Source organism: Vibrio sp. 1641 (assembly GCF_033339995.1).
GTDB classification, from domain to species: Bacteria; Pseudomonadota; Gammaproteobacteria; order Enterobacterales; family Vibrionaceae; genus Vibrio; species Vibrio alginolyticus.
Map to the genome: position 1 here is coordinate 40,093 of NZ_JAWOVP010000002.1, position 24,383 is coordinate 64,475.

The 24,383-nt window shown below is 46.1% G+C and carries 18 protein-coding genes and 1 tRNA gene; 7 read left to right on the forward strand and 12 right to left on the reverse strand.

Translation table 11 applies throughout. The annotated features are described in order from the left end of the window. Nucleotides 1–13: 13 nt before the first annotated feature. The 3 genes from R7Z47_RS04190 to R7Z47_RS04200 all read right to left on the reverse strand — a co-directional run bounded on the left by R7Z47_RS04190 (nt 14) and on the right by R7Z47_RS04200 (nt 5,012). Entirely contained in the window at nt 14–1,405 is a 1,392-nt protein-coding gene (locus R7Z47_RS04190; protein WP_262606732.1) for a glycoside hydrolase family 1 protein, read from the reverse strand. A gap of 191 nt (nt 1,406–1,596) precedes the next feature. After that, nucleotides 1,597–2,724 (reverse strand): conjugal transfer protein TraF, encoded by a 1,128-nt coding sequence (locus R7Z47_RS04195; protein ID WP_262606731.1) that lies wholly within the window; start codon nt 2,722–2,724, stop codon nt 1,597–1,599. A 215-nt stretch (nt 2,725–2,939) separates the two neighbouring features. Beyond that, complete coding sequence (locus R7Z47_RS04200) at nt 2,940–5,012, reverse strand: sensor histidine kinase (RefSeq protein WP_262606730.1); 2,073 nt, start codon at nt 5,010–5,012, stop codon at nt 2,940–2,942. 178 nt (nt 5,013–5,190) lie between these two features. On the opposite strand from R7Z47_RS04200, the gene R7Z47_RS04205 reads away from it, so the two are divergent. After that, on the forward strand, nt 5,191–6,540 hold the full coding sequence (locus R7Z47_RS04205; protein ID WP_318129839.1) for a sigma-54 dependent transcriptional regulator: 1,350 nt from the start codon (nt 5,191–5,193) through the stop codon (nt 6,538–6,540). 43 nt (nt 6,541–6,583) lie between these two features. On the opposite strand, the gene R7Z47_RS04210 is transcribed toward R7Z47_RS04205, so the two are convergent. Both R7Z47_RS04210 and brnQ read right to left on the reverse strand, forming a co-directional pair. Further along, the gene (locus R7Z47_RS04210; protein WP_262606728.1) at nt 6,584–7,792 is read right to left on the reverse strand and encodes a GGDEF domain-containing protein; all 1,209 of its coding nucleotides are present in this window, start codon (nt 7,790–7,792) and stop codon (nt 6,584–6,586) included. Between the two features lie 103 nt (nt 7,793–7,895). Beyond that, nucleotides 7,896–9,206 (reverse strand): branched-chain amino acid transport system II carrier protein, encoded by a 1,311-nt coding sequence (gene brnQ / locus R7Z47_RS04215; RefSeq protein WP_104980348.1) that lies wholly within the window; start codon nt 9,204–9,206, stop codon nt 7,896–7,898. An 835-nt stretch (nt 9,207–10,041) separates the two neighbouring features. On the opposite strand from brnQ, the gene R7Z47_RS04220 reads away from it, so the two are divergent. The 3 genes from R7Z47_RS04220 to lhgO all read left to right on the forward strand — a co-directional run bounded on the left by R7Z47_RS04220 (nt 10,042) and on the right by lhgO (nt 14,499). Then, the gene (locus tag R7Z47_RS04220; RefSeq protein ID WP_017635521.1) at nt 10,042–11,052 is read left to right on the forward strand and encodes a TAXI family TRAP transporter solute-binding subunit; all 1,011 of its coding nucleotides are present in this window, start codon (nt 10,042–10,044) and stop codon (nt 11,050–11,052) included. Nucleotides 11,053–11,140: 88 nt separating this feature from the next. After that, entirely contained in the window at nt 11,141–13,264 is a 2,124-nt protein-coding gene (locus tag R7Z47_RS04225) for a TRAP transporter permease (protein WP_262606727.1), read from the forward strand. Nucleotides 13,265–13,272: 8 nt separating this feature from the next. Further along, complete coding sequence (gene lhgO, locus R7Z47_RS04230) at nt 13,273–14,499, forward strand: L-2-hydroxyglutarate oxidase (RefSeq protein ID WP_262606726.1); 1,227 nt, start codon at nt 13,273–13,275, stop codon at nt 14,497–14,499. 47 nt (nt 14,500–14,546) lie between these two features. Here lhgO and R7Z47_RS04235 read toward each other — a convergent pair whose 3' ends face one another. From R7Z47_RS04235 to R7Z47_RS04245, 3 genes are all read right to left on the reverse strand, one after another. Continuing rightward, nucleotides 14,547–14,951: a cystatin gene (locus tag R7Z47_RS04235; protein WP_213903180.1), complete on the reverse strand. Its 405-nt coding sequence runs from the start codon at nt 14,949–14,951 to the stop codon at nt 14,547–14,549. A 174-nt stretch (nt 14,952–15,125) separates the two neighbouring features. Beyond that, on the reverse strand, nt 15,126–16,124 hold the full coding sequence (gene cydB, locus R7Z47_RS04240) for a cytochrome d ubiquinol oxidase subunit II (protein ID WP_005374173.1): 999 nt from the start codon (nt 16,122–16,124) through the stop codon (nt 15,126–15,128). A 10-nt stretch (nt 16,125–16,134) separates the two neighbouring features. Continuing rightward, on the reverse strand, nt 16,135–17,523 hold the full coding sequence (locus R7Z47_RS04245; RefSeq protein WP_318129841.1) for a cytochrome ubiquinol oxidase subunit I: 1,389 nt from the start codon (nt 17,521–17,523) through the stop codon (nt 16,135–16,137). Between the two features lie 159 nt (nt 17,524–17,682). Between R7Z47_RS04245 and R7Z47_RS04250 the strand changes: the two genes are divergently transcribed. Then, nucleotides 17,683–18,927, forward strand: coding sequence for an NADH:ubiquinone reductase (Na(+)-transporting) subunit B (locus tag R7Z47_RS04250; protein WP_213965380.1), 1,245 nt, complete (start codon nt 17,683–17,685; stop codon nt 18,925–18,927). 298 nt (nt 18,928–19,225) lie between these two features. Next, nucleotides 19,226–20,626 (forward strand): tryptophanase, encoded by a 1,401-nt coding sequence (locus R7Z47_RS04255; RefSeq protein WP_005384172.1) that lies wholly within the window; start codon nt 19,226–19,228, stop codon nt 20,624–20,626. A gap of 78 nt (nt 20,627–20,704) precedes the next feature. On the opposite strand, the gene R7Z47_RS04260 is transcribed toward R7Z47_RS04255, so the two are convergent. The 3 genes from R7Z47_RS04260 to R7Z47_RS04270 all read right to left on the reverse strand — a co-directional run bounded on the left by R7Z47_RS04260 (nt 20,705) and on the right by R7Z47_RS04270 (nt 21,579). Beyond that, complete coding sequence (locus R7Z47_RS04260; protein WP_005374167.1) at nt 20,705–21,316, reverse strand: DUF2913 family protein; 612 nt, start codon at nt 21,314–21,316, stop codon at nt 20,705–20,707. Between the two features lie 32 nt (nt 21,317–21,348). Then, nucleotides 21,349–21,432, reverse strand: a tRNA-Leu gene (locus R7Z47_RS04265). Next, nucleotides 21,397–21,579 (reverse strand): hypothetical protein, encoded by a 183-nt coding sequence (locus R7Z47_RS04270; protein ID WP_021035910.1) that lies wholly within the window; start codon nt 21,577–21,579, stop codon nt 21,397–21,399. The genes R7Z47_RS04265 and R7Z47_RS04270 overlap by 36 nt, the downstream gene beginning before the upstream one ends. Nucleotides 21,580–21,991: 412 nt before the next feature. Between R7Z47_RS04270 and R7Z47_RS04275 the strand changes: the two genes are divergently transcribed. Further along, a complete protein-coding gene (locus tag R7Z47_RS04275) occupies nt 21,992–23,200 on the forward strand; it encodes a NupC/NupG family nucleoside CNT transporter (RefSeq protein ID WP_017635515.1) in 1,209 nt (402 codons plus the stop codon). Between the two features lie 53 nt (nt 23,201–23,253). Here the strand turns inward: R7Z47_RS04275 and R7Z47_RS04280 are convergent, their stop codons facing one another. Continuing rightward, entirely contained in the window at nt 23,254–24,342 is a 1,089-nt protein-coding gene (locus R7Z47_RS04280) for a DUF3541 domain-containing protein (RefSeq protein ID WP_064369491.1), read from the reverse strand. Between the last annotated feature and the right edge of the window lie 41 nt (nt 24,343–24,383).

A 24,383-nucleotide genomic window follows, 5' to 3' on the forward strand; every position in this document is an offset into this window, starting at 1 on the left:
CTAGACAACAGGCTTAGCTTTTCAATGAACCGCCTGAAGTACGAATCACGTCTTGATACCAGAAAAAGCTTTTCTTGCGTTTACGTTCTAGCGTTCCTTGCCCATCATCATGACGATCGACATAGATAAAGCCGTAACGTTTGCTCATCTCAGCGGTTGAGTTTGCGACCAAATCGATTGGCCCCCAGCTGGTAAAGCCCATCAGCTCAACGCCATCCAGAATCGCTTCGTGTGCTTGTACAAGATGGTCGTTCAAGTAAGCGATGCGGTAATCATCTTGAATCTCACCGTTTTCATCGATTTCATCACGTGCACCTAAGCCGTTTTCTACGACGAACAGTGGCTTTTGGTAGCGATCGTGAAGGAAGTTCAGCAGAACGCGAAGGCCTTTTGGATCGATCAACCAACCCCATTGGCTCTTCTCAAGATATGGGTTTGGTACGCTATCGACGATGTTACCTACTTCTTTCTGTTTCGGGTCTGCACTTGCACAGCCACTTGCGTAGTAGCTGAATGAGATGAAATCGACACTTGCCGATGCGATCTCTTCTAAGTCGCCTGCTTCCATCTGAATTTCAATGCCATTTTCACGGAAGTAACGCTTCATGTAGCCAGGGTACTGACCACGTGTTTGTACATCACCGAAGAACAACCACTTGTTGTTTTCATGCATTGCTGCCAGCACGTCATCAGGATTGCAGGTGTATGGGTAGTTGATTGCGCCAAGCAGCATGTTACCAATCTTGCCGTTTGGTACGATTTGCTGACACAGTTTTACCGCTTTTGCGTTTGCGACTAGCTGATGGTGAATCGCTTGGTAAATCTCTTGTTCATTGGCGTCTTCTTGCAAACCAACACCAGTAAATGGTGCGTGTAGAGACATGTTGATTTCGTTGAACGTTAACCACAGCTTCACTTTGTTTTTGTAGCGTTCAAGCACGGTGCGAGCATAACGTTCGAAGAATTCGATGACGCGACGATCGCCCCAACCGCCGTAATTTTCAACCAGTGCGTAAGGCATTTCGTAGTGAGATAAGGTCACGAAAGGTTGGATGTTGTGCTCGGCAAGTTCGTCAAAAATTTTATCGTAGAACGCCAAACCTTCTTCGTTAGGTTCTAGTTCGTCCCCGTTCGGGAAGATGCGGCTCCATGCCAAAGAGAGACGCAGACAGTTAAAGCCCATCTCTTTGAACAGCGCGATGTCTTCTGGGTAGCGATTGTAGAAGTCGATCGCCACGTCTTTGATACCCGGTGTACGCTCTTCACGGGTTTGATGCGGACTCAAAATACCGTTTGGCAGCATGTCTGATGTCGATAACCCTTTACCCCCAAGGTTGTACGCCCCTTCTACTTGGTTTGCAGCAATGGCACCACCCCAAAGAAAATGTTCAGGAAACTTAATCATGCTTCTCACTCTTTATATTTAGGAAATGTTTGTGGATTTATTGCTTGAGAATAGTGTAGGAGACACCTCGATACTTGTATCGAGATCGTATTTTTATCAGTTCATCACCAAACGTCAGTAATGATAAACATTGATATATAGGATGGTTGTTAACAATGCCAACCTAAGTGAATTTAGATTGGCATTCATATTCAAAACGTAAATGCTAAATTCGCCGCCGCACCAAACTGGTTATCGCCAGCGTAAGAGCCAGCGAGGTCTAAACTGATCACATCAAAAGGACTGATGCCAATGCCACCTGTCACTGAGTTATCGAGATTATTTTCTAGGTCAATTTCATAACCAGCGCGAAGTTGTGCCCACCCCCAAGCATTCCCCTCGATACCGACACGAATAAACTGAGTGTCATCGTCGAGCTCTTTAAAGCGCTTTTGTTTGGTGAGATCGGCGTCTAAGCTCAGAGCTACATAGTTCCCGACATAACCGATGCCAACTGTCGCTTGTGGTGTGAGTTCGTAGGTATAGTTGCCCAGTTTTGTTTCAATATCTTGCTCGAAGACGTCTTTTAATGAAAGGCCTGCTCTAAATGCGTTGTGATACCAAGCGAGCCCAAGATCCATATTGAAAGTATTCTTTGATACTTCACTTTTGTCGTAATCCTCGATATCAAAGTCGTCTAGTGTTGTACGTTGTGTGTAGGTTTTAAGTTGTTGGTATTTTGGTGTAATACCAAATGCGAATTGTTGTTCGCCTATAGTGTAAGCACGAGATAGAGCAATACCATATTCCACATTACCGAAAGCAGCTAGGTTAACGGCAGAATTGAGGTATCGATCTGCGGTGTTTGTTGAATCTGAGATATCGGGTGCAGCAAGTATCTCCACATAACCAGTGCTAAACAGGTTTACAGACATGTAGCGAGTCGGAATAGCAATTGCGAGGCTTAGCCCTCCGTTAATGACAACTGGTACGCTCTTATCCAGCTGATCGAGGAGGCGATTAAGCTCGGCCTCGTTCGCTGGAGTAGGAATGCCCTGAATACTATCATAAAGGTCTTGGGCGTCATCTACGGCTGACAACGCTTCATCCTCGTCGTGGATATTGACCCCGACAGCCGGAATGAGCAGACCGATATCATCATTTTCTCGATAGAGTGCACCCAAGGCTGGGTTATGTAGGGGCGCGGTCAAATAGTCAGCAGAAACGACGCCTGTATTTCCCATACCATGACTTCGAGCGTCGGCAGCGTAAGGTGCAGAAAAAGCGTGAGGTGATAATACAAAAAGCGCTCCTGCTGCAGCTAAAGTTATTTTTCTCATAACGCATCCATTCTTACTTTTAAATAATTACTTATCATTAAATTAGACGGTGGGAGCTAAAACTGGTGTCAACCACCAAAAAAATTGTTCTGATGAATGGTATGTGGCGATTCATCAAGTTAAGCGTAGGTTAGGCAACTCGCTTTATAAAGTTGAACAGGATTTATATTGCTCTCTTATTGAGAGAAAAGGATTGAGAGATGGGAGAAGTTAGGTCAGCTTCGGTGAGGAGCGAGTTTAAATACTAAGATGAAGGACATTCCTTCAGTAGTGTTGAGCTGTGCGCTGACTTTCCCTTGCATATCACGCATATTGTTGGCCGTAATCGCTAAACCCAGCCCCAATCCTTCACCAATTTTCTTTGAGGTTTGGAAGGGTTCGAACATGGATTCAAGCATCTCATCCGACACGCCGCAGCCATTATCACTGACGATCAGTTCGACCCGATTGCCAGTTGGGTTGACGATCAAGTTGAGCTGCGGGTTGGTGGTGTTGTTCATTGCGTCTAGCGCATTCGAGACAAGATTACCGAGCACCTGAAGCAGTCGTTGTTCTTCACCCATGATGTTAGGTAAGTCATGAGGAACTCGAACACGCACATCCACCTTGTCTAATTGGGATTGATAAACGCGTAAGGTCTCTTCGAGTGCGGAGGTAAGAGAAATTGCCTGCAAGCTTTCTGGTTTGTTATAGGCAAACGTCTTTAGCTGGCTGGTCATGCTTGCCATGCGATCAATCAGCTTCTGGACCAATACGTTGTTAGCTTTCATCATCTCGGTTTCACCGCGTTCTGCTAGTAGCTCGTTCGTGGTTAGCAGGGTGCGCAAGCCCGTCAGTGGCTGATTGAGCTCATGAGTAATCGCGCTCGACATGCGACCCAAAGCGGCCATTTTGCTCGATTCAATTAACTGGCTTTGCGCTTCTTTTAGCGCTTGAGTTCGCTCTTCTACTCGCTGCGCCAGCTCTTGGTTGACCTGTTGCAGTGATTGCTCGGCTTTTTTCCGCTTGCTGATGTCGATGATCGTCGCAAGGAAATACTGCTCGCCATGCCAAGGGAAACTGGTCAGTGAGAACAAGACAGGGAAGACGCTACCATCGCTGCGTCTGGCAATGGTTTCGACCGTACTGATCTCTGCGAGCTCTTTATGTTTAGGTAAATCCTTAAGCAACTTGAGTGTGGTGGAATTGGGATTGCCTGCATCGAATAACTCCCAAGCAAAAGCATGTCGATTGACGCTTTCTGGTAAACAGAACAAACGCTTCGCCATTGGGTTGAGATCGAATAGTTGCCCTTGTTCATCAATCAATAACAAACCTACGTGGGTCTTATTGATCATCTGTTTCAAGCGGCGTTGAGACTCTTCCAACAGGGCTTGAATTCGCTGTTGATTGATGTGCTTTTGGCGACGTTGTAGACCAATGATGACGAGTAATATAACCAATAAGAGTAGCGCTGCTACGCTCCAACCAATTACGTTGATGGTTTGCTGAATCGGCTTAGAAGGGGTGAGGTAGCTTACGTACCAATTCAAATCATCCAATTTTACGGTGTGCGCAAAATAGCGTTGCTGATTGAGCGTCCACACACTGATATTGGTGTTGTCGTATAAGCGCTGCGTTTCTAACTGAACGGTGTTGCTCGGTTCGTTAAACCAGTCAGCGTTATAGAGCGAGCTGCTCGATAGGAAAAAGCGTTGCTGGCGATTTTGCAACGTAATGATGTCTTGGCTAGTAATAGTCTGTTCGGTCAATAAGCTGAGGTTGATTTGCACCACCACAATGCCTGCTATATCCAGACCGTCGTAGATAGGGGCTGCAAGATAATACAACGGACTCGAACCTTTGGTTTTGTTCACCAAGGAAACACCGCCGCCTTGATTGTGAATTTGTTCCACAATGGCTTTTCGGTCAGATAGGCTAAAGCGCTCTTCGATTAAACTCGAGACCAATACTTCGCCAGAGTTAGACAGGATTAGCCAACCTTCCGTATTGGCGGCTTTATCTAGCTGAGTCAGTTGGGTTTGCAATGGCTCGTAATAAGTCAGATTCCCTTTCACAAACGCGATGGTTTCAGGGTTATTGGTGACGAGGTAAGGCAGGTGATAGAAGCGTTTTAGTGCACGGCGAACTTCACCAATATAGTCGAGCAGTTTTTGTTGAGCTTCGATTTGAGTTTGTACGCTTAACCACTGACGGGCAACTTCTCTACTGGCGCTATAACAAGACAACATCAGCACTGCCGCAATTGCGACCACAAGCCATGTTTTGCCATTCCTTTTGCGCTGCATACTGACTCCATTCAGCTAATGCGTTCTCATCGACAGTCATTAAAGAGTGCGCCTAACTGGTTGGATGTTAAAGACTTGTAAGCAAGAAGTGAGATCTAGCTCCTTTTCTCCTCAGTGGTTTTTGCTACCGTTAATAAAGAGCGATTTCTTTCCCACCCCATAAAGCAGGCAGTAACTCATGGCTTTTGACGACACCCCTAAAATTGCACTTATCGAAGACGATGACATTGTTCGTCAGGCTACCAGCCAATGGCTGCAACTGGCTGGGTTCGATGTGACCGCATTCAGTTTAGGCGAAGAGGGCAAAGCGGCCATTCTTAGCCAAGAATTTGATGCGATTGTCAGTGACGTTCGCCTGCCAGACACCGATGGCTTGTCGATACTAGAAAGCCTGATTGCCAATCACATTCCAACGCCAGTTATTTTGATCACCGGACATGGTGACGTCGATATGGCGGTAGGCGCATTACAAAAAGGTGCATTCGATTTTATCGAGAAACCTTTTCAGCCAGAGCGTTTATCCCAACGAATGACCGAAGCGGTCGAGAGTTATCGCGCACAAACGTCTACTCAAGATCGCCAAGAGTACCTATCTAGCGTTAGCGGCTTAGAAGAGGTGTTGATTGGGCGAAGCCGAGTGATGCAACAGCTTAGAGAACAAGTAGCCAAGTTAGCACGCATTGATACCAACGTGATCATTTACGGTGAGACAGGTTGTGGTAAAGAGCTGGTAGCGACCAGTTTGCACAATGAAAGCCAACGTAGAACCCATCATTTTGTGCCAATTAACTGTGGTGCTATTCCTGAGAACTTGTTTGAAAGTGAGCTGTTTGGGCATGAAGCAGGGGCATTTACTGGAGCGGGTAAAAAGCGCATTGGTAAATTGGAATACGCGGATAAAGGCACCTTATTCTTTGATGAAATCGAGAGTATGCCGCTGTCGATGCAGGTGAAAGTGTTGCGTTCATTACAGGAACATACGGTTGAGCGCGTTGGGGGTAACCAACAGATCTCGGTTGATTTAAGAGTGATCGCCGCCGCGAAAGAAGATCTCAATGATCATGACGAGTTTCGTCAGGATTTGTACTATCGTCTTAATGTGGCGCAGATCTATTTGCCACCGCTACGTGAGCGAGAAGAAGATGTGTTGATCTTGTTCGAACACTTTGCTCTGAAAAGTAATCCTGAGAGTCGTCCGCTGAGTGAAGCCGATAGAAAGGCCATTCTTGCTTACTCTTGGCCCGGTAACGTACGTGAGCTTAGGAATGTTGCGATGCGTTTTGCATTGGATGAAACCGTCTCCGTGATGGAAATTCTCTCCAGTCGACCATCTTCTACGACCGAAGAGACGCATGCGGGCGTGCCGTTGGCGATTCAGCTACATAACTTTGAACGTAAGGTGCTACATGATTCTTTAGTCAGGCATCATGGACGCATCAATGAGGTGATGCAGGAGTTGGATTTACCACGTCGAACCCTTAACCAAAAGATGCAGAAGTTTGGTTTGAATCGCTCCGACTATACTTAGTGCGATTTCTAGCTAATTCGAAATCACTGGCATAACAAACACGTTATGCGCTTTTGGCTGGAGCTGGGACAAACTTATAATTTAGGTCTTTACCTTCTCCAAACAAGGTAACGAGGTTCCTTCCAGTATGTTTAGAGCTATATAGCGCTTCGTCTGCTTCAGCAAGCGCCTCTTGAAGTGATTGCCCTTCAGATAACTGACTGATACCAACGCTCATGGTCACTTCAGTTTTAAATGATTGCAAAGCGGTTTCAGTTTCGACCGCAAGGCGAATTTGCTCTGCGACAATTTTGGCTTGCTGTGCTTTTTCGAGCAAAACAATCATGAACTCGTCACCACCAAATCGCACAATGCAGGCGGACTCAGGAAGATGCTTTTTAAAAATAGTGGAGATCGTTGCCATGACGGAGTCGCCAACCGTGTGACCATAGTGATCATTAATCGCTTTGAACTTGTCTACATCAGTCATAATAATGCTGATTGCTTGGCTTTTTTTATGTGCTTTACTAACCAAGTTTGGAACGATTTCTTCCATGGCTCGACGATTATATAGCCCTGTGAGTGCATCTAAATGAGAGAGATCATTAATGGATTGCACCAAGCGTCCGTTAATTAACCATAGCATACTAAAGCTCAAAGCAACGATCAGGCAGATGCTAAATAAGAAAGTCAGCTGATGGATAAGGCCTGCGACCATAAAACTTGGTAACTCACCTGAAAAAGTACTCCAAAGCGCCCTAAATCCCATAAAAAAACTAAATCCAAAGAAAGAGTAAGCCATTGCTTTAACAGGGAGCTTTAAGTCCTTTTGGGTACCTTTAAGCATGGCGACACCACTAAAGAAGGTGACGATACAAATATACATGCTCAGATAAATAATGCGGCTTTTGATAGAAGGGTCATGGAAGGTGAAATAGTAAAATGAACCACTGAAAACAGGTGTTAACAAGGTAAGACAGTGAGCCAATTTTAAAGGGTATTGACGAAAAATGCTTACGCTATATAGCGTAAGCAAGAAGCCGACTAATATGAGAGTGTTGGCTATGACGATGGTCAGCCAGTCTGGCGCAGAGCCTCTAAAGCCAAGTAAAAAAGGGCCTAAACCAATAAACAGTAGTGATATCGAGAAGGTTTTTAGGCCTTTGACTCTACCCTGAGTGTATTGATAACAAAGCAGACTAATAGAGTAAATGCAAGAGAACAGAATAACGATAAAGTTCAGTGTTCTGATGTCTAGATACTGATTATCCATAGGCGACCCATATCAATCTTTCATTCAGGCAACTCCTTTGCCTGATATCAATAAGCGAGCTACATAGTAACGCACTTATTGAGCGATGTCTTATGTTAAACGGCTATTCATTCACCAGCTCGAATTGTTCGGTTTGGTTGGTTTTCGTCGTAAACAGCAGACCAACAATCATCATAAATACGCTAGGCACAATCCAGCTAGCAAAGTCATTGTACAGAGGCATGTAATTACCCATCCACTCATCAGTGGAACTTGGCATGTAACCTAGGATGTGCAGCGCATCAACACAACCAAACATTAGAGCAGTGAACGCGGTTGCGACGACCATGATTTGCGACATCTTGTCGCGCACCGGTGCCATGATCATCAACGCAATCGCTACTGGGTGAAGCGCCACAACCGCTGGTAATGTGATAGCCAATAGTTGCTCTAGACCTACGTTGGCGATCAAACCAGCCAATACCATGGTCGTGATAACGCAGCCTTTGTAGTTCACTTTGCTGAAAGTGTTGTCGTAAAACTCACTGCCTGCTGTGGTTACGCCGATAGCAGTAGTCAAACACGCCAATACCATCACGGCACCTAGTAATAGTGAGCCAAATGCGCCGAAGTGGCTGAAGGTGAATGCCGTTAAAATGTCGCCACCATTGCTGAACTCAGAACCCAAGTATGAGCTTGTCGAACCAATGTAAGCCAATGAGATGTAAACAAATGCCATGGCAACCGCGTACATCAAAGCTGCAATTAGCGTGTATTTTGCGGTCGCTTTCGGGCAATCTACACCCATGCTGCGAATCGCACGGAAGATGATCCAACCAAAACCGATAGAACCTAGCGCATCCATGGTCATGTAGCCTTGGGTCAAGCCTTCAGCAAATGCGCCAGATACGTATGGTCCCGTTGCGGCAGTTAGCTCGCCTGCAGGAGAAACCAAAGCCGTCACAGACATGATGATTAAGATCGCCATCAATGCAGGCGTTAAGATCTTGCCTAGGTTGTCGACCAACTTACCCGGATATAGGGCAAATAGAATGGTGATAGCACAGAAGGCAATAGTGAAAGGCACCAAAGCGGCATCACCAAACATTGGTGCAAAGCTAAATTGGTAAGCTACGGTAATCGCACGTGGGATCACGAACGCAGGACCAATCACAATAAATACCATCACCCAAAAACTGGTCGCCAAAGGTTTAGGTAGGGCGGCGGTTAGTTTGTCTGAACCGTTTACTATAGCCACCATCACCAATGCCATTGCAGGCAGGCCTACGCCCGTTAAGAGGAAGCCAGACATCCCGCTCAGAAAGTTTTCACCTGCTTGGTAACCCAAAAATGGAGGGAAGATCAGGTTACCCGCGCCTAAGTACATGGCGAAAGTCATGAAGCCCAAAGCGGCGATATTGCGTGCGCTTAACATTGTTATTCCTCTTATGTTTCGCTTGGAAGAAACTGAAAGGAATGGGAGGAGTATGTGGTGTTCCCGTCAGCTTCTTCTCAAGCTGACAGAAAGTTTAGATATAGCCTGTCAGCTCTGAATCAGTTCCAGAGAGAGCAGGAGGATCGCAGCAGCAACGCCAGATGGGCGTTTTAAAGCGAATTGTAATTGCGCAGTTGCTGACATGGGTGATCCTTAAAGACGAAAAAATACCAAGGAATACGTTTGCCTTGGCGTGTTGTTACACTAACGAACATAGGGCCATTGGCACAACCCCGAAGTAGAAAATAAGTTGATACGGTCAATGTTTATTTCTTAACTGGTGGATCGAGCTGCTTTTTAAATTAAAAATTAGAATAAATGACTTTTCATTTTTGTAACATGGCTTTCTTTGCTGTATTTTTGTGCTATTTGTAGTCGTTTAGGCTATAAACCTCAGCTGATAAATTGAGCAGTTTAGAATGATGCGCTTTTTCTTCTTATTGTTAAGACGCTCATTAGTTGCAATTCAATCCAAAATTGCATCGGCAAAATATTGCTTATTAGTGAATCGTGCATTTATTTTGTCTTGATCACATTTTATTAACCTTTTGCGTTCTAGGCGTGCAACCTTCTCCTCTTCAATGAGCAAGATCTTGCTCATTACTTTGCTATCAAATCAGCATGATTTTGCTCATTTTTGATGTCTTTCAGTACTTAGTTCAATAAATACAAAGGGCTAAAAGTTGGCATTTCAATTGCTCTAGGGAATGTGTTGTTAATAAAGGTTTAACATGATGTAAATCCCCAATGTGAAACGACTACACGGAGAGTAATAATGAAAATGAATAAGCTGGTAAAAGCTTTGGCTGTCGCTGTGACTTCTTTTGGTATTGCTGCTAACGCTGCGGCAGAAGATCGTAGCTATATTCTTGCAACGGCATCGACAGGTGGTACTTACTACCCTGTGGGCGTAGCGTTGGCGACGTTAAGCAAAGTGAAGTTGGCACCAAAGCACCACTTCTCCCTTTCTGCAATCAGCTCTGCGGGCTCTGGTGAAAACGTTAAACTGCTGAATGAAAACGAAGCACAGTTCGCGATTCTACAAGGTCTTTACGGTGCGTGGGCTTGGTCTGGTGAAGGTCCTTATGAGAAGAGCGGTCGCCAAGAACAACTGCGCTCAGTCTCTATGCTTTGGCAAAACGTTGAGCACTTTATTGTTCGCTCTGACCTAGCAAAAACGGGCACAGTGACTGATCTGAACAACCTAGATGGCAAGAAGTTCTCTATCGGTAAGAAGAACTCAGGTACTGAGAACTCTGGTCGCCAAATCATGAAAGGTCTGAAGGTCGACCCTGATAAATTCAATCTTGCTTACATGGGTTACGGCGGCAGTGCGAGCGCACTTCAAAACGGCACCATTGACGGCATGAACACGCCTGCGGGTGTACCTGTTGGTGCGGTCACTCAAGCTTTTGCTGCGTTGGGTAAAGACATTTCGATTCTTTCGTTTACTGACGAACAAATCAAAGAGGCGAACGGCAATTACAACCTATGGACGAAGTACGAGATCCCAGCGAACACGTACCCGGGTCTAGATAAGCCGATCACCACCATTGCACAGCCTAACTTCTTGGCAGTTCGTGAAGATATCTCGGAAGAAGACGTTTACCAGCTAACCAAAGCGATCTACGAGAACCTGCCTTTCCTACAAGGCATCCACAAAGCAACAAAAGCAATGGCGATTGAGAAAGCGATCGCTGGCTTGCCAGTGCCTCTTCACCCAGGTGCGGTGCGTTACTACAAAGAAATGGGCATCGAAATCCCATCAGACCTAATGGCGAAATAACGCCAACTTCGCCCCGAGTTTCGGCTCGGGGCATTTTATCCCTACCGATTTCTAAGATGGAAAAAGCCGCCAGAGCTTGGAGTATGAGATGAGCGACTCAATAGAAAAGGAATTGCAGAAGTTTGAGCTGCCCACGCGCACTGATTTTCCGTGGGTAACCACTACAATCACTGTGTTTGGCGTGGTGTTGTCTGCTTTGCACATTTGGTTTAATACCTTATCGACGTTACCAGAGTTATGGATTTCCGCGACCCACTTTGCTGGCTTTGCGGTGATTTGTGCGCTTTGGTATCCGGCTCATATCTCTCTCAAGCAGAGTAAGATTGCACTCAGCATCGATGTGTTGATTGCTATGGGCGCGGTCGCGTGTTTGCTCTACATTCCCTATGCCGAAGATGCGCTATATGAACGCGGTGTGAAGTTCGTGACCAGCGATTGGGTCTTCGCCATCATGGCAATTTTGATCGTGATTGAGCTGATCCGACGCACCATGGGTTGGTTTATTCCAGTGCTGATTGTGGTGTGTTTAAGCTACGTTGTGCTTTGGGGTAAGTGGGCGACAGGTATTTTCCATTTCCCGGGTTTGAGCATGGAAACCTTGCTCTACCGCAGCTTCTATTCTTCTGAGGGCATGTTTGGTTCTATCTCGCGCATCAGTTGGACTTTTGTATTTATGTTCATTCTGTTTGGTGCGTTTCTTGTTCGCTCTGGTGTCGGTGATTATATCATCAATGTGGCACGTGCTGCGGCTGGCAAAATCATCGGTGGTCCCGGTTTTATTGCGGTGATTGGCTCCGGTTTGATGGGCTCAGTATCGGGCTCTAGTGTGGCAAATACGGTTTCCACTGGTGTTATCAGTATTCCTTTAATGCAAAAAGCAGGTTTCCCTTCGCGCTTTGCGGCGGGTGTTGAGGCTGCAGCGTCGACAGGTGGTCAGTTGATGCCACCTGTGATGGGAGCGGGTGCTTTCATCATGGCGTCTTACACGCAAATTCCTTATGTTGATATTATTGCCGTTTCTTTCATTCCTGCTCTTATCTATTTCTTGTCTGTGGCGTTCTTTGTGCGTATCGAAGCCAAACGCAGCGGCGTTCAAAAAATCACGACCAGCGATGAATCTCTACTGAAAGTGTTGATCAGCGGTTGGCACAACCTTATCCCACTGGCGGTATTGGTCACTTTGTTGGTTCAAGGCTTTACGCCAACTTACGCTGCGGGCTTGTCGATCATTTCAGTGGTGGTGGCGTCTTGGTTTTCGAAAGATCATAAGATGGGACCAAAAGCGATCATCGAAGCACTTTCGCAAGGCGCGAAAAACATGGCGACAACCGCTGTATTGCTGGTGGGTATTGGTTTGGTGATCAATGTGATCAGCACAACGGGTATCGGAAACACGTTCTCACTGATGATCGACGGTTGGGCGAATGGCGACTTGTTCATCATGATCGTTCTGATTGCGCTCGCTTCTCTTGTTTTGGGGATGGGTTTACCTGTTACAGCGGCGTATATTGTGTTGGGCACACTGTCTGCCCCTGCGCTTTACAAGTTGATTGCGGAAAACCAATTGCTTGAATTGATGGTGTCGGGTCAATTGCCAGAACAAGCAAAAGCCATCTTTATGTTGGCGGCGCCAGAAAAGCTGGAACTGCTTAATGCGCCAATGGCGTTGGAAACCGCGAAAGAAATGGTGGCGCTAGTACCTGCGGACTTTATGGAAACTCTACTGGAGCAAAGCCTGGGTATGGAAGCGGTAGGTTTGGCATTGCTGGCTGCTCACCTCATCATTTTCTGGTTATCGCAAGACAGTAACGTTACGCCTCCAGTGTGTTTGACCGCATTCGCTGCGGCAACTATCGCGAAAACACCCCCAATGCGCACTGGTTTGATGGCGTGGAAAATCGCCAAAGGTTTGTATCTTGTACCGCTGTTGATTGCTTACACAGGCTTAGTAAGTTGGGATGTAACGTCAGTGATTACTGTAGGCTTCTTTGCCATCATCGGTACCTATGCATTGATTGGTGCGATTGAAGGTTACTTGGAAGGTCCTCTAAACATTCTAACGCGTCTCTTGTTGGTAGTGGTGGGTACATTGCTGGTTTGGCACGACATCCCAATGTTGGTTCGTGTGGCAAGCTGCGCGGTATTTGTCGCGGTGTTCATTTACAGTGGTCGCAAGTTCAAATTGCAACAATCTCAACTATCGGTTTTATAAGAGGTCGTATGAAATCAATCTATGACTACATTATTGTCGGTGGCGGTATCGTCGGCGTATCGACAGCATGGCAACTGCAACAACGTCACCCAGACAAATCCATTTTATTGGTTGAGAAAGAGTCCGGTTTTGCCAAGCACCAAACCGGACACAATAGCGGTGTGATTCATGCTGGGGTGTACTATGCTCCGGGCAGCTTAAAAGCCGACTTTTGTAAGCGTGGGGTAGAGCGAACCATTTCGTTCTGTGCTGAGCACGATATTCCGGTGGAGAACTGTGGCAAGTTGTTGGTTGCGACTAATGAGCAAGAAGTCGAACGCATGAATGCCCTCTATGAGCGCTGCCATGTCAACGGCATCGACGTAAAGCTACTCGATGAAGTTCAACTCAAACTGGCTGAGCCAAACATCACAGGCTTGGGTGCGATTTATGTCAAAACCACCAGTATTGTCGATTATCGTTTGGTCACAGAGCAGATGGCGGAAGAGTTTAAAAAGCTTGGCGGTCAAATCAGTCTGAGAACCAAAGTGGTGGCTGCCGAAGAGAAGGATGAAGAAGTTCAACTGACCTGCATTTCAGACGGGCAAACCATGCAACTTAATACCAAGTTCTTGGTTACTTGCAGCGGCTTGATGGCGGATCGCATGACTAAGATGATGGGTATTCCAACTGACTTTCAGGTCATCCCTTATCGTGGTGAATACTACCGCTTAGATAGCAAACACGACCAAGTGGTGAATCATCTTATTTATCCAATTCCCGACCCTGACTTGCCATTCTTGGGCGTCCATCTGACTCGCATGATTGATGGCAGTGTGACCGTAGGTCCAAATGCGGTGCAAGGCTGGAAGCGAGAAGGGTATGACAAGGTTAACTTCAGCTTGCAAGATACCATGCAAATGCTCAGTTTCTCCGGCTTTTGGAAGGTGACACAAAAGCATCTAAAAACCGGATTGGCTGAGTTTAAGAACTCGTGGTGGAAGCCGGGCTATCTCAAGTTGGTCAACAAATATTGCCCAAGCATCAAGGTAGAAGATCTCAAACCATATCCTGCGGGTATTCGTGCGCAAGCAGTGTTATCCGACGGAACCTTGGTTCATGACTTCTTGTTTGCCGAGAGCGCAAGAAGCTTACACGTTTGCAACGCCCCCTCTCCTGCAGCGACATCTGCAATGCCTATTGGAGAGTACATTTGCGATAAAGTGAATGAGAAGATAGAAGCGAAAACGGTATAAAACAAAGGCGACGTAACTGTCGCCTTTGTTTTATTTGAATCTGGGGATTAGGAGTCGCCATCTTTAGGGCAGAGTTCCCCTTTCTTTGCGTGTCTTTCTATCATGTAATCGCCTCGGGCACTGTGCAATACAATTGCATTCCAGACTTGACCATCTTGCAACTCGAACTCAAACGCATAATGGGTGCCGCCGACCATTTTGGTTCTCACCTCATGAATTGCTTTCAATTTATCATCGGCATTCATTTGATAAAGCACCATGTTGAGTGAGCGTCTTGCGTCAGGAGTTGCTTCAGCAAGTTGCCAATGACCCTGCTCGTCTGTTGCGGAGCAAATAGACCGAATTTTACTTTTCATGGCGGATGACATCTGCTTGTCTACGGCCAATGCATTTGGTGAAAACAGTGGAACCGTCAAAGGAATCAAAGTTACCAGAAACCGCTTTAAGGTCATAAAAACACTCCGTTGTTTTACTCTTGCTTGAGTATAGACCTCAATGGCTTCAGATGTGGTGCAGTCGACTCTGGGCCTACAATATCGCAGTTCGTATCAACGAACTGATGATAAACAAGGCGACCACGCTTACCAGCCAAATGCCAATGAACCACAAAATGGGTTTTAGTTTCATCAGTGATATCCTTCTCCACGTTTCATCTTGCCGCGGAAAACCCAGTACGAATAAGCCGTGTAGGCTATGATCAGAGGAAGTAATACCACCGCACCGGCAAGTAAAAATGCCAAACTCTTATCTGGCGCGGCGACGTCTTGATAAGTGAGTGCGAATGGGACCAAGTAAGGGAATGTACTGACACCGAAACCCATCGCGGACACAAGAAACAGGCCGATCGCAAGAACGTAGGCTCGGACGGCTTTGTGGTCGAGTAAGGCTTTGAATAGCTGCCAAATAAGTGCCGCTGCAATAATTGGTAATATGAAAAACAGTAGCGAGTTTGGTAATGAGAACCAACGTTCAAATACGATATTTTGGCTCAATGGCAGCCACAAACTGGCGATGAATATACAGGCTACCATCGCTAGCCCCCATCGTCGCGCGACCACGTAATAGCGCCCCATCAGCTCTTCTGGAAGCTTGATTAATAACCAGCATGAACCGAGCAGAATATAAGCACAAACAAGCGCCAAGCCACAAAATACGCTAAATGGTGAAAGCCAATCAAACCATCCACCTGCGTATGCTCGTTCACTAACCTCTATACCTTGGAGCAGGGTTCCGAGCATAATGCCTTGCATCAATGCTGCGGTGAGTGAACCAATGAAAAAAGCGCTATCCCATAAAAACTTTCCGCGTTGTGTTCGGAAGCGATACTCAAAAGAAACCCCGCGCAGAATTAATCCGAGCAGCATTAAAATCAGAGGAGCATAGAGTGCTGGCATAATGACCGCGTAGGCGAGGGGGAACACGGCAAAAAGCCCACCTCCGCCAAGAACTAGCCAAGTTTCATTCCCATCCCAAACAGGAGCGATGCTGTTCATCATCATGTCGCGCTCTTCATCGTCATTAGCGCTGAGGAATAGGATACCAATACCGAGATCAAAGCCATCTAACACGACATAAATCAGAACGGCGAGCCCAATCAAAGCGTACCAAATTAATGCGTAATCCATGAGTTAGCTCCTAGGTTAGATGGTTAGAATGTGTGATGGCATCAGTTTTCGTGCCATCAGGAAGTCGGCTATCTAGACCTTCTTCATATCGAGTTGGAGACTTGCGCATCAAACGTAGGAGATAGAAGAAGCCAGCTCCAAAAACCACAAAGTAAACCACGATGAACGCCGTCAGGGAGACGCTCACCGCGGCGGCATCAATAGGCGATGCCGAATTGGCTGTGGTTAAAAGACCGTATACGGTGTAAGGCTGTCGACCTACTTCGGTAGTTATCCAGCCTGCTAAAACTGCAATGAACCCCGCTGGGGCAAACAGCACACAAATACGTTGAAGTGCCCTCGAATCAAAAAGTTTGCGACGTTTTCTTAGCCAAAGGCTCCACAAACCAATAACAAGCATGCCAAAACCAAGCGCGACCATGACTCGGAAAGACCAGAAAACGATAGAGACAGGAGGGTGTTCCTCCTCTGGAAAAGCATCTAATCCCTTCACTTCACCGTTGAGGTCATGAGTTAAAATCAAACTACCGAGTTTGGGGATTTCCAGTGCGTATTCCATGCGTTTTTCTTCATCGTTAGGGATACCGAAGAGGATCAATGGCGCGCCTTGGTGAGACTCATAGTGCCCTTCCATCGCGGCGACTTTGGCGGGTTGATGTTCAAGGGTGTTTAAACCATGCATGTCTCCAGCAACGATTTGAATTGGTGTCACGATGGCAGCCATCCAAATTGCCATCGAGAACATAATTCTGGCTAGAGGGTTATGGTTTGCTTTTAGTAAGTGATAAGCGGCAACGCCGGCTACAACAAAGGCAGTAGTAAGGTAAGCGGCGAGCAACATATGAACGAGCCGGTAAGGGAAGGAAGGGTTGAAGACAATCGCCCACCAGTCTTCTGGGATAAACTGTCCGGCTTCGTTGATACTGTAGCCCGCTGGTGTTTGCATCCAACTATTAACCGAAAGTATCCAAAACGCAGACAAAAACGTCCCGAATGCAACAATACAAGTCGCGGCGAAGTGAAGCTTCTTACCCACCTTATCCATACCGAAAAGCATCACGCCTAAAAACCCCGCTTCGAGGAAAAACGCAGTAAAAACTTCATAACCCATTAGCGGGCCCAGGATTGGGCCTGTTTTGTCGGCAAACACGCTCCAGTTAGTACCGAATTGATAGCTCAACACGATGCCACTCACCACACCCATACCAAAACTGATGGCAAAGATTTTGAGCCAGTACTTATAGATTTGCATGTACTGTTTGTTGCCCGTTTTTAAGTACAAGCCCTCTAATACAGCGAGATAACTTGCCAAACCAATCGTAAAAGCTGGAAAAATAATGTGGAAAGAGACAGTAAAGGCAAATTGGAATCTAGCTAGGTCAATGGCGAGTGTGTCCATGAGCGGTCCCTTTTTCGTTGGATAAACTGTTCGCCGGATTTAAAGAGGAGACAGAAGAGTGGCGAACAAGGTGAAATACGAAGAAGGAAGACGAAGAGATTAAAAAACGATCGCTTTTTACACATGTGCGTACCATCTTTTAGATAAAGGAGGAGCGTTATGAGCCTTAAACATTACTTTGAGAAAGCGACACCTAAGTTTGGTCCAGGTGGGAAGTATCACAAGTTCTACCCACTTTTCGAAGCTGTCGAAACCATTTTTTACACGCCTGGTAAGGTAAACCAGGGCATGACTCACGTTCGAGATAGCATCGATTTAAAACGTATTATGATCATGGTGTGGCTGGCGGTCTTCCCTGTCATGTTCTGGGGTATGTACAACATAGGCCAGCAAGCGAGTGATGCCTTGTTGTATGGAATGGATCAAGCCTCAGCTCAGCAAGCGCTTGTTTCTTCATGGCAACTGAGTTGGGTATGGGGCTCGTTAGATGCGGTTTCACAAGCGGGGTGGGGAAGTAAAATGTGGCTTGGTGCTACTTACTTTCTTCCAGTTTATGCGACGGTGTTTATCGTTGGTGGTTTCTGGGAAGTTCTGTTTGCTATTGTGCGAAAGCATGAGGTAAATGAAGGCTTTTTTGTCAGCTCTATACTCTTTGCGCTGATCCTTCCTCCGACAATTCCACTATGGCAAGCGGCTTTAGGTATCACTTTCGGTATTGTTGTGGCGAAGGAGATTTTTGGTGGTACTGGACGAAACTTCCTAAATCCAGCTTTAGCAGGGCGCGCGTTCTTATACTTTGCCTATCCTGCCAACATGTCCGGTGGTGCCGTGTGGGTCGCGGCTGATGGTTACTCTGGCGCTACTCCACTCAGCCAATGGTATGAAGGAGGGCAAAGTGCTTTGATAAATAATATGACGGGAGAGCCAATTTCATGGGGAGATGCTTTTGTTGGTAATTTACCAGGCTCGATGGGTGAAGTCTCCACGTTGTTGATCGCACTAACAGGCTTGGTTCTCATCTTTATGAAGATTGCATCGTGGAGAATTGTTGCGGGCGTGTTGGTCGGTTTAATCGGAGCTTCATTACTATTGAATGCGATCGGTTCAGACTCTAACCCCATGTTCTCCATGCCGTTCTACTGGCACTTCGTGATTGGTGGGGTTGCGTTTGGTACCTTCTTCATGGCGACAGACCCTGTCTCGGCAGCTTTTACCAATAACGGGAAATGGGCATACGGACTATTAATCGGCGTGATGACGATTTTTATCCGAGTGCTGAACCCGGCTTATCCAGAAGGCATCATGTTAGCTATTCTATTTGCTAACTTATTCGCGCCACTTTTCGATTACCTAGTCAAAGAAAGTAATATCAAACGCAGAATGAAAAGGGCGAGACCTTCTTAAAATGAGGGTGACCTCACTGAAAATTGATTGAAAACTGCACTATATTGAAAAGGTCAGAGACATGGGGTTTCTGACTTTTTATTTTTATCAGGAGGACGAAGACGATGAGAATAAAGGATATTCTCGATAGCCGTTTGGTGCTGTCGTTCTGGTATAACCTAGACTACTGCTTGTCTCTTCTTAGTAAAATCTCTTCTCGTTGATTTCCTCAATGCAATCGCATTGAAAAGCATTCTATCTATTTGTTTTTTAGTCTTACGTGAAACTGCGTAGGGCAATGCGTATAAGGAAATTAACAATGAAACGTATTCCAGAACCTTTCCGTATCAAAATGGTTGAGCCAATCAAAATGACGACTTTGGCAGACCGTGAAGTCGCGTTAAAAGAAGCGGGCTATAATCCATTTCTTCTTCGTAGTGATGATGTTTATATCGATTTGCTGACTGACTCTGGCACTGGTGCCATGAGTGATAATCAGTGGGCTGGCATCATGATGGGGGATGAATCCTATGCGGGGAGTCGAAATTACTACAACCTGTGTGATGCAGTGGAGCACTTCTTCGGTTATAAGCTCACCGTGCCTGCACACCAAGGGCGTGGTGCCGAGCAAATTTTGTTCCCAGCTTTGATTGAGCGTATGCGTCAGGTGCGTGGTGGCGAAACGCCAGTATTTATCTCGAACTACCATTTTGATACCACAGCGGGTCACATTGAACTCAATGGCGGTAAAGCGATTAACGTGGTAACGGAAGAAGCATTCGACACCACTACGCCTTATGATTGGAAGGGCAATTTTGATATCGATAAGCTGGTGGCAACAATTGAAGCGCACGGTTCGCATAACATTTGTGCAATTATCACCACGATTACTTGTAATAGCTCCGGTGGTCAGCCTGTGTCGATGGAAAACATGCGCAGTGTGTACGAGATTGCAACCAAGTACGATATTCCAGTGGTGATTGACTCGGCTCGTTACTGTGAGAACGCCTACTTTATCAAGCAGCGTGAAGCGGGTTACGAGAATAAATCGATTCTGGAAATCATCCGTGAGATGTACCAGTACGGTGATATGCTCACCATGTCAGCTAAGAAAGACCCGATGGTAAACATTGGTGGCATGTGTTGTATTCGTGATCATAAGGAGTTGTTCCAGGCGGTGCAGACGCGCTGCGTACCCATGGAAGGATTTGTAACATACGGCGGCATGGCTGGGCGTGATATGGAAGCGCTCGCTCGCGGTTTGTATGAAGCCGCGGATGAGGATTTTCTTCACTATAGAATTAGCCAAGTTCAATACTTAGGTGAGCGCTTACGTGAAGGCGGTATTCCGATTCAATACCCAACGGGTGGTCATGCGGTGTTTGTGGATGCCGCTAAGATTTTGCCACATATTCCAGCTGATCAGTTTCCTGCGCAGGTATTGTGTAATGCTTTGTACTTGGAAGCGGGTATTCGAGCAGTAGAGATAGGATCGTTGCTGCTTGGTCGAGATCCGGAAACGGGTAAACAAAAAGCGTCAGAGCTTGAGTTGATGCGTTTGACCATTCCACGTCGTGTCTACACAAACGATCATATGGATTACATTGCGGATGCGATTATCGAACTGAAAAATCGTGCACATGAGTTAAAAGGGCTCACTTTCGAGTACGAGCCACCAGTGCTGCGCCACTTTACTGCTCGATTTAAAGAGATCGATTAACTCAAGTTTAAATCTAGATAATCAAAAGGCCGCGAGTTTCGCGGCCTTTTTCGATTCGTTTATTTCTTAGCGTTACAGTTAGGCTAACTCTAACGTGATGCGAACGAACTGGTCGTCTTGATACTGCACTTCATAATTGAAGGTACCACTGGCGTAAATGCTGCCAAGGAAAAGTGAGCGTTGACTCATTGGTCCGCGGAACAGCATCGAAATAGGAGCTATTAGGGCGTTATTATCATCGAAGTGCTGATTTAAGTTCTCAGAAAGCACACACAGCAAACAGCCGTGTTGGTCGTGAGATAAGTCGACGTCTTCCGGTCGAGATAATAACACGGTAGTCCCCAGTTTCTTCTCAATCTCGTTGATCAGCAGCAAGTAGCTATCTAGATCGGGTTGAGGGTTGCTGGGTTTGTCTGCACCGACGCAGCGCTCGAGTAATGCTTCCAGATTTCCGTTCTCACCTTTTGCCTGCTGAGTCAAAGACTTTAACGGCTTTTTAATCAGCTTATAGCGATTACTCTTCAGTTTTGGTTTCAGCCATTTCTGAAGTAAGTCATTACGTTCTTTAAGGGAGAGGCCATGCGAGGACGCGTGAATTTTAAAGTGCAGGTGTAATAAAGCGTGAACCGCAAGCTCACTCAGAAGTTGATTAGCATCTGTAGACTGTCTTGCCTGCTTAGAACTTTGCATTACACTCGAACAAAATTAGGGAAGAAGGATAATGGTGCCGAGAGAGGGACTCGAACCCTCACACCAAAGGCACTAGCACCTCATGCTAGCGTGTCTACCAATTTCACCATCTCGGCATCATGATGCTCTGAATACTCAGAGGCCTCGAAAGAAGCAACGCGAATTATAACCAAAATCCACCTGTTGGCGAGAGCAAAATGACGAATTTTGGCTCTTTCGAGTTTGATTGCATATTTATTGGTCACTTTTATGTTTTTTACCATCAACGCCTATCCTTATGCCCTTACTTTTATTAATAGTATGACGACAAAAGAGTGCTTTTGCCTAAATTTTGAACGCTTGAACGTTTGCGTAAATAAATGTGATGAATATCTCTTTTTGTTGGCTATACTTGCGTCCCGTTTAAGCGGGAATTAGGGTTTAGTTGTTCAGGACCCTTACCCATACAAGCCGTCACATGGAGCAGGCCAAGCAACATGCTCGCCAGCAGTGAATGACCCCACGGACCGGACCAGCTACGTTCAATTGCTTGTATAAGGTAAAAATAAGATGTCGAACTATTCGTTCTGTCTACATTCTGGATCTAAAAGTGAGTTATCGCTCGCTGCGTTGTCCCTTTCTTCTGCCAATTCCTTTGGCTCTTTTTTCTTTTTCAACGTTTAGTAGGTCCAGCTCATGAGTGTTCTATTTAGTCTATTTGGTATTGTTGCACTGCTAGGTTGTGCTTTCCTACTTTCTGAGGGTCGTTCTTCCATTAATTGGAAAACTGTATCTCGCGCCTTGATGCTACAAATGGGGTTTGCTGCGTTAGTGCTCTATTTCCCGTTGGGTCAAGCGGCGCTGGCGAGTTTAAGTAATGGTGTCGCGGGGCTACTCAGCTTTGCTGATGAAGGGATTAAATTCCTCTTTGGTGACCTCGCTTCTTCTGGCTTTATCTTCGCTATTCGTGTCCTTCCTATCATCATCTTCTTCAGTGCTCTTATCTCCGCCCTTTACTATTTGGGCATTATGCAAAAAGTGATTCAATTTATTGGCGGCGCTATCCAGAAGTTCTTGGGTACGAGTAAAGCAGAGTCTTTGGTTGCAACAGGGAACATCTTCTTATCTCAAGGCGAGTCACCACTTCTTATTCGTCCATTTCTTTCTAACATGACTCGCTCTGAACTGTTTGCTGTGATGGCTGGTGGTATGGCTTCAGTGGCGGGCAGTGTGCTTGGTGGTTATGCTGGTTTAGGGGTCGACCTCAAATACTTGATCGCGGCAAGCTTTATGGCAGCACCAGGTAGTTTGATGATGGCAAAAATCATCGTTCCTGAGCGTCAAACGCCAAGCGATTACAACAATATTGAGCTAGATAAATCAGAAGAAAGCAACGTAATTGATGCGCTAGCAAGCGGTGCCATGGGCGGTATGAAAGTTGCCGTTGCTGTTGGTACCATGCTTATCGCTTTCGTGAGTGTTATCGCGATGGTGAACACGGGGCTAGAAAACTTGGGTGAGATACTTGGTTTCTCTGGCGTAACGCTACAAGCGATTTTTGGTTATTTGTTTGCACCTCTAGCGTGGTTGATTGGTGTGCCAAGCCACGAAATTCTAGCTGCGGGTTCATACATTGGTCAGAAAGTGGTGATGAATGAGTTTGTTGCGTTTATCGATTTTGTGCAGCACAAAGCGACACTGTCTGAGCATACTCAAATTATTATCACTTTTGCGTTGTGTGGTTTTGCGAACATTGGCTCAATTGCGATTCAGTTGGGCTCTATCGGCGTGATGGCACCTGAGCGCCGCAAAGATGTTGCAAGTCTAGGCCTAAAAGCGGTTGCTGCTGGTACACTCGCTAACCTGATGAGTGCTTGCTTAGCGGGAATTTTTATCTCTCTCTAATTTAGATTGAAGATCCACACTCAAAACCCGCCTAAATGGCGGGTTTTGTTATTCTAAGGCTTGGGCATTAAGCCGTAAGGTATCGATTTAAAAGCCTCTGGGTGCTCTTGATAAGTCGGCGCTTTATGTACCCCTTTCCAATCGAGCAGCATGATGGCTAGCACGTTACGGTGTTCGCCGTACTTGAGATCAAAGTTACCGTCGACCGACGGAATCATCCCTTTTTCTGCGTTGATTGCATGACGAATGGCTTGGCGAGTTTTCTTTACGACCGGATCATGGTCCAAGCCTGCTAACAAAAACGAAATGCCGACTTCCGCAATCACGTCTTCTTTGGCGCGCAGTAGGATAGTGTCGATATTGTTGCGAAAGTAATCATAAATCCATTGGTGTTTCTTCTCGCTTACTCGCTCCTGATAATACTGTGAATCGGCAAAGATGATGTGCGTCATACCATAGAGTTTGTTCCAATACTGCTGAGCTGAAAGCATCTTATCTTTATCGTCGGGGTAGGTGTCACGGAAGGTTTGAGTGAATTCCTCGACCACATCTTGCTCTCCTAGCTGACGAAGCCAGTAGACTTGGTTTGCAAGCTGAGCTGCCCATGCCTCTATCATCTCTTTGTCCGTAACGTAACGCGAGAAATCGTAGCGCCTAATAATTTTTCTCAGCGTTTTGTCTTGTTTATGCTTTAGGCCATATTCGTTTGCTCTTGCCATTGCGCCAAGCAAATCCACACCAAGATAAAGGTACTCAGGATGGTGTTTAGTCACGGTATAGCGTCGCTGCCCTCGTTCGGTTTCTTTCTCTTGATACGTGGTCAGCCTTTGAGATGAATAGAGAATGATGTCTTCTGGTTCAACAACTTCATTAGCAAATTGGTTTAACCGGCTGGCTACTTGTGCCATGTCGGTCCAAATGGCAGCGTGATATTTCTCATCTAATGTTTGGCGGTACATGCGTAAGCCAAAATGGCCCTCTTTAAACGCCGGGAAAGTGAACAGTTCTTGTTCGTAGGTACTACGAATCAACTGCGCTGATTGAGTATTATCGAGAAGCGGTACGTCTTCCTGTGATGCCTGAGCAGCAAAGGTAAGTGAGCAAGAGAGTAAGACCGCTAAGCTAAGAGGTTTAATACGCATAAATCCATTCCCTATGAAGTCCTGAACCTAAACCTACCATC

Bases quoted from the DNA above. Each gene is read 5' to 3' on its own strand.
- R7Z47_RS04220 (WP_017635521.1), top strand. From the start codon at position 10,042: ATGAAAATGAATAAGCTGGTAAAAGCTTTGGCTGTCGCTGTGACTTCT.
- R7Z47_RS04205 (WP_318129839.1), top strand. From the start codon at position 5,191: ATGGCTTTTGACGACACCCCTAAAATTGCACTTATCGAAGACGATGAC.
- R7Z47_RS04225 (WP_262606727.1), top strand. From the start codon at position 11,141: ATGAGCGACTCAATAGAAAAGGAATTGCAGAAGTTTGAGCTGCCCACG.
- R7Z47_RS04190 (WP_262606732.1), bottom strand. From the start codon at position 1,405: ATGATTAAGTTTCCTGAACATTTTCTTTGGGGTGGTGCCATTGCTGCA.
- R7Z47_RS04200 (WP_262606730.1), bottom strand. From the start codon at position 5,012: ATGCAGCGCAAAAGGAATGGCAAAACATGGCTTGTGGTCGCAATTGCG.
- R7Z47_RS04235 (WP_213903180.1), bottom strand. From the start codon at position 14,951: ATGACCTTAAAGCGGTTTCTGGTAACTTTGATTCCTTTGACGGTTCCA.
- R7Z47_RS04270 (WP_021035910.1), bottom strand. From the start codon at position 21,579: ATGGTAAAAAACATAAAAGTGACCAATAAATATGCAATCAAACTCGAA.
- lhgO (WP_262606726.1), top strand. From the start codon at position 13,273: ATGAAATCAATCTATGACTACATTATTGTCGGTGGCGGTATCGTCGGC.
- cydB (WP_005374173.1), bottom strand. From the start codon at position 16,124: ATGGATTACGCATTAATTTGGTACGCTTTGATTGGGCTCGCCGTTCTG.
- R7Z47_RS04260 (WP_005374167.1), bottom strand. From the start codon at position 21,316: ATGCAAAGTTCTAAGCAGGCAAGACAGTCTACAGATGCTAATCAACTT.
- R7Z47_RS04245 (WP_318129841.1), bottom strand. From the start codon at position 17,523: ATGGACACACTCGCCATTGACCTAGCTAGATTCCAATTTGCCTTTACT.
- R7Z47_RS04255 (WP_005384172.1), top strand. From the start codon at position 19,226: ATGAAACGTATTCCAGAACCTTTCCGTATCAAAATGGTTGAGCCAATC.
- R7Z47_RS04210 (WP_262606728.1), bottom strand. From the start codon at position 7,792: ATGGATAATCAGTATCTAGACATCAGAACACTGAACTTTATCGTTATT.
- R7Z47_RS04280 (WP_064369491.1), bottom strand. From the start codon at position 24,342: ATGCGTATTAAACCTCTTAGCTTAGCGGTCTTACTCTCTTGCTCACTT.
- R7Z47_RS04275 (WP_017635515.1), top strand. From the start codon at position 21,992: ATGAGTGTTCTATTTAGTCTATTTGGTATTGTTGCACTGCTAGGTTGT.
- R7Z47_RS04250 (WP_213965380.1), top strand. From the start codon at position 17,683: ATGAGCCTTAAACATTACTTTGAGAAAGCGACACCTAAGTTTGGTCCA.
- brnQ (WP_104980348.1), bottom strand. From the start codon at position 9,206: ATGTTAAGCGCACGCAATATCGCCGCTTTGGGCTTCATGACTTTCGCC.
- R7Z47_RS04195 (WP_262606731.1), bottom strand. From the start codon at position 2,724: ATGAGAAAAATAACTTTAGCTGCAGCAGGAGCGCTTTTTGTATTATCA.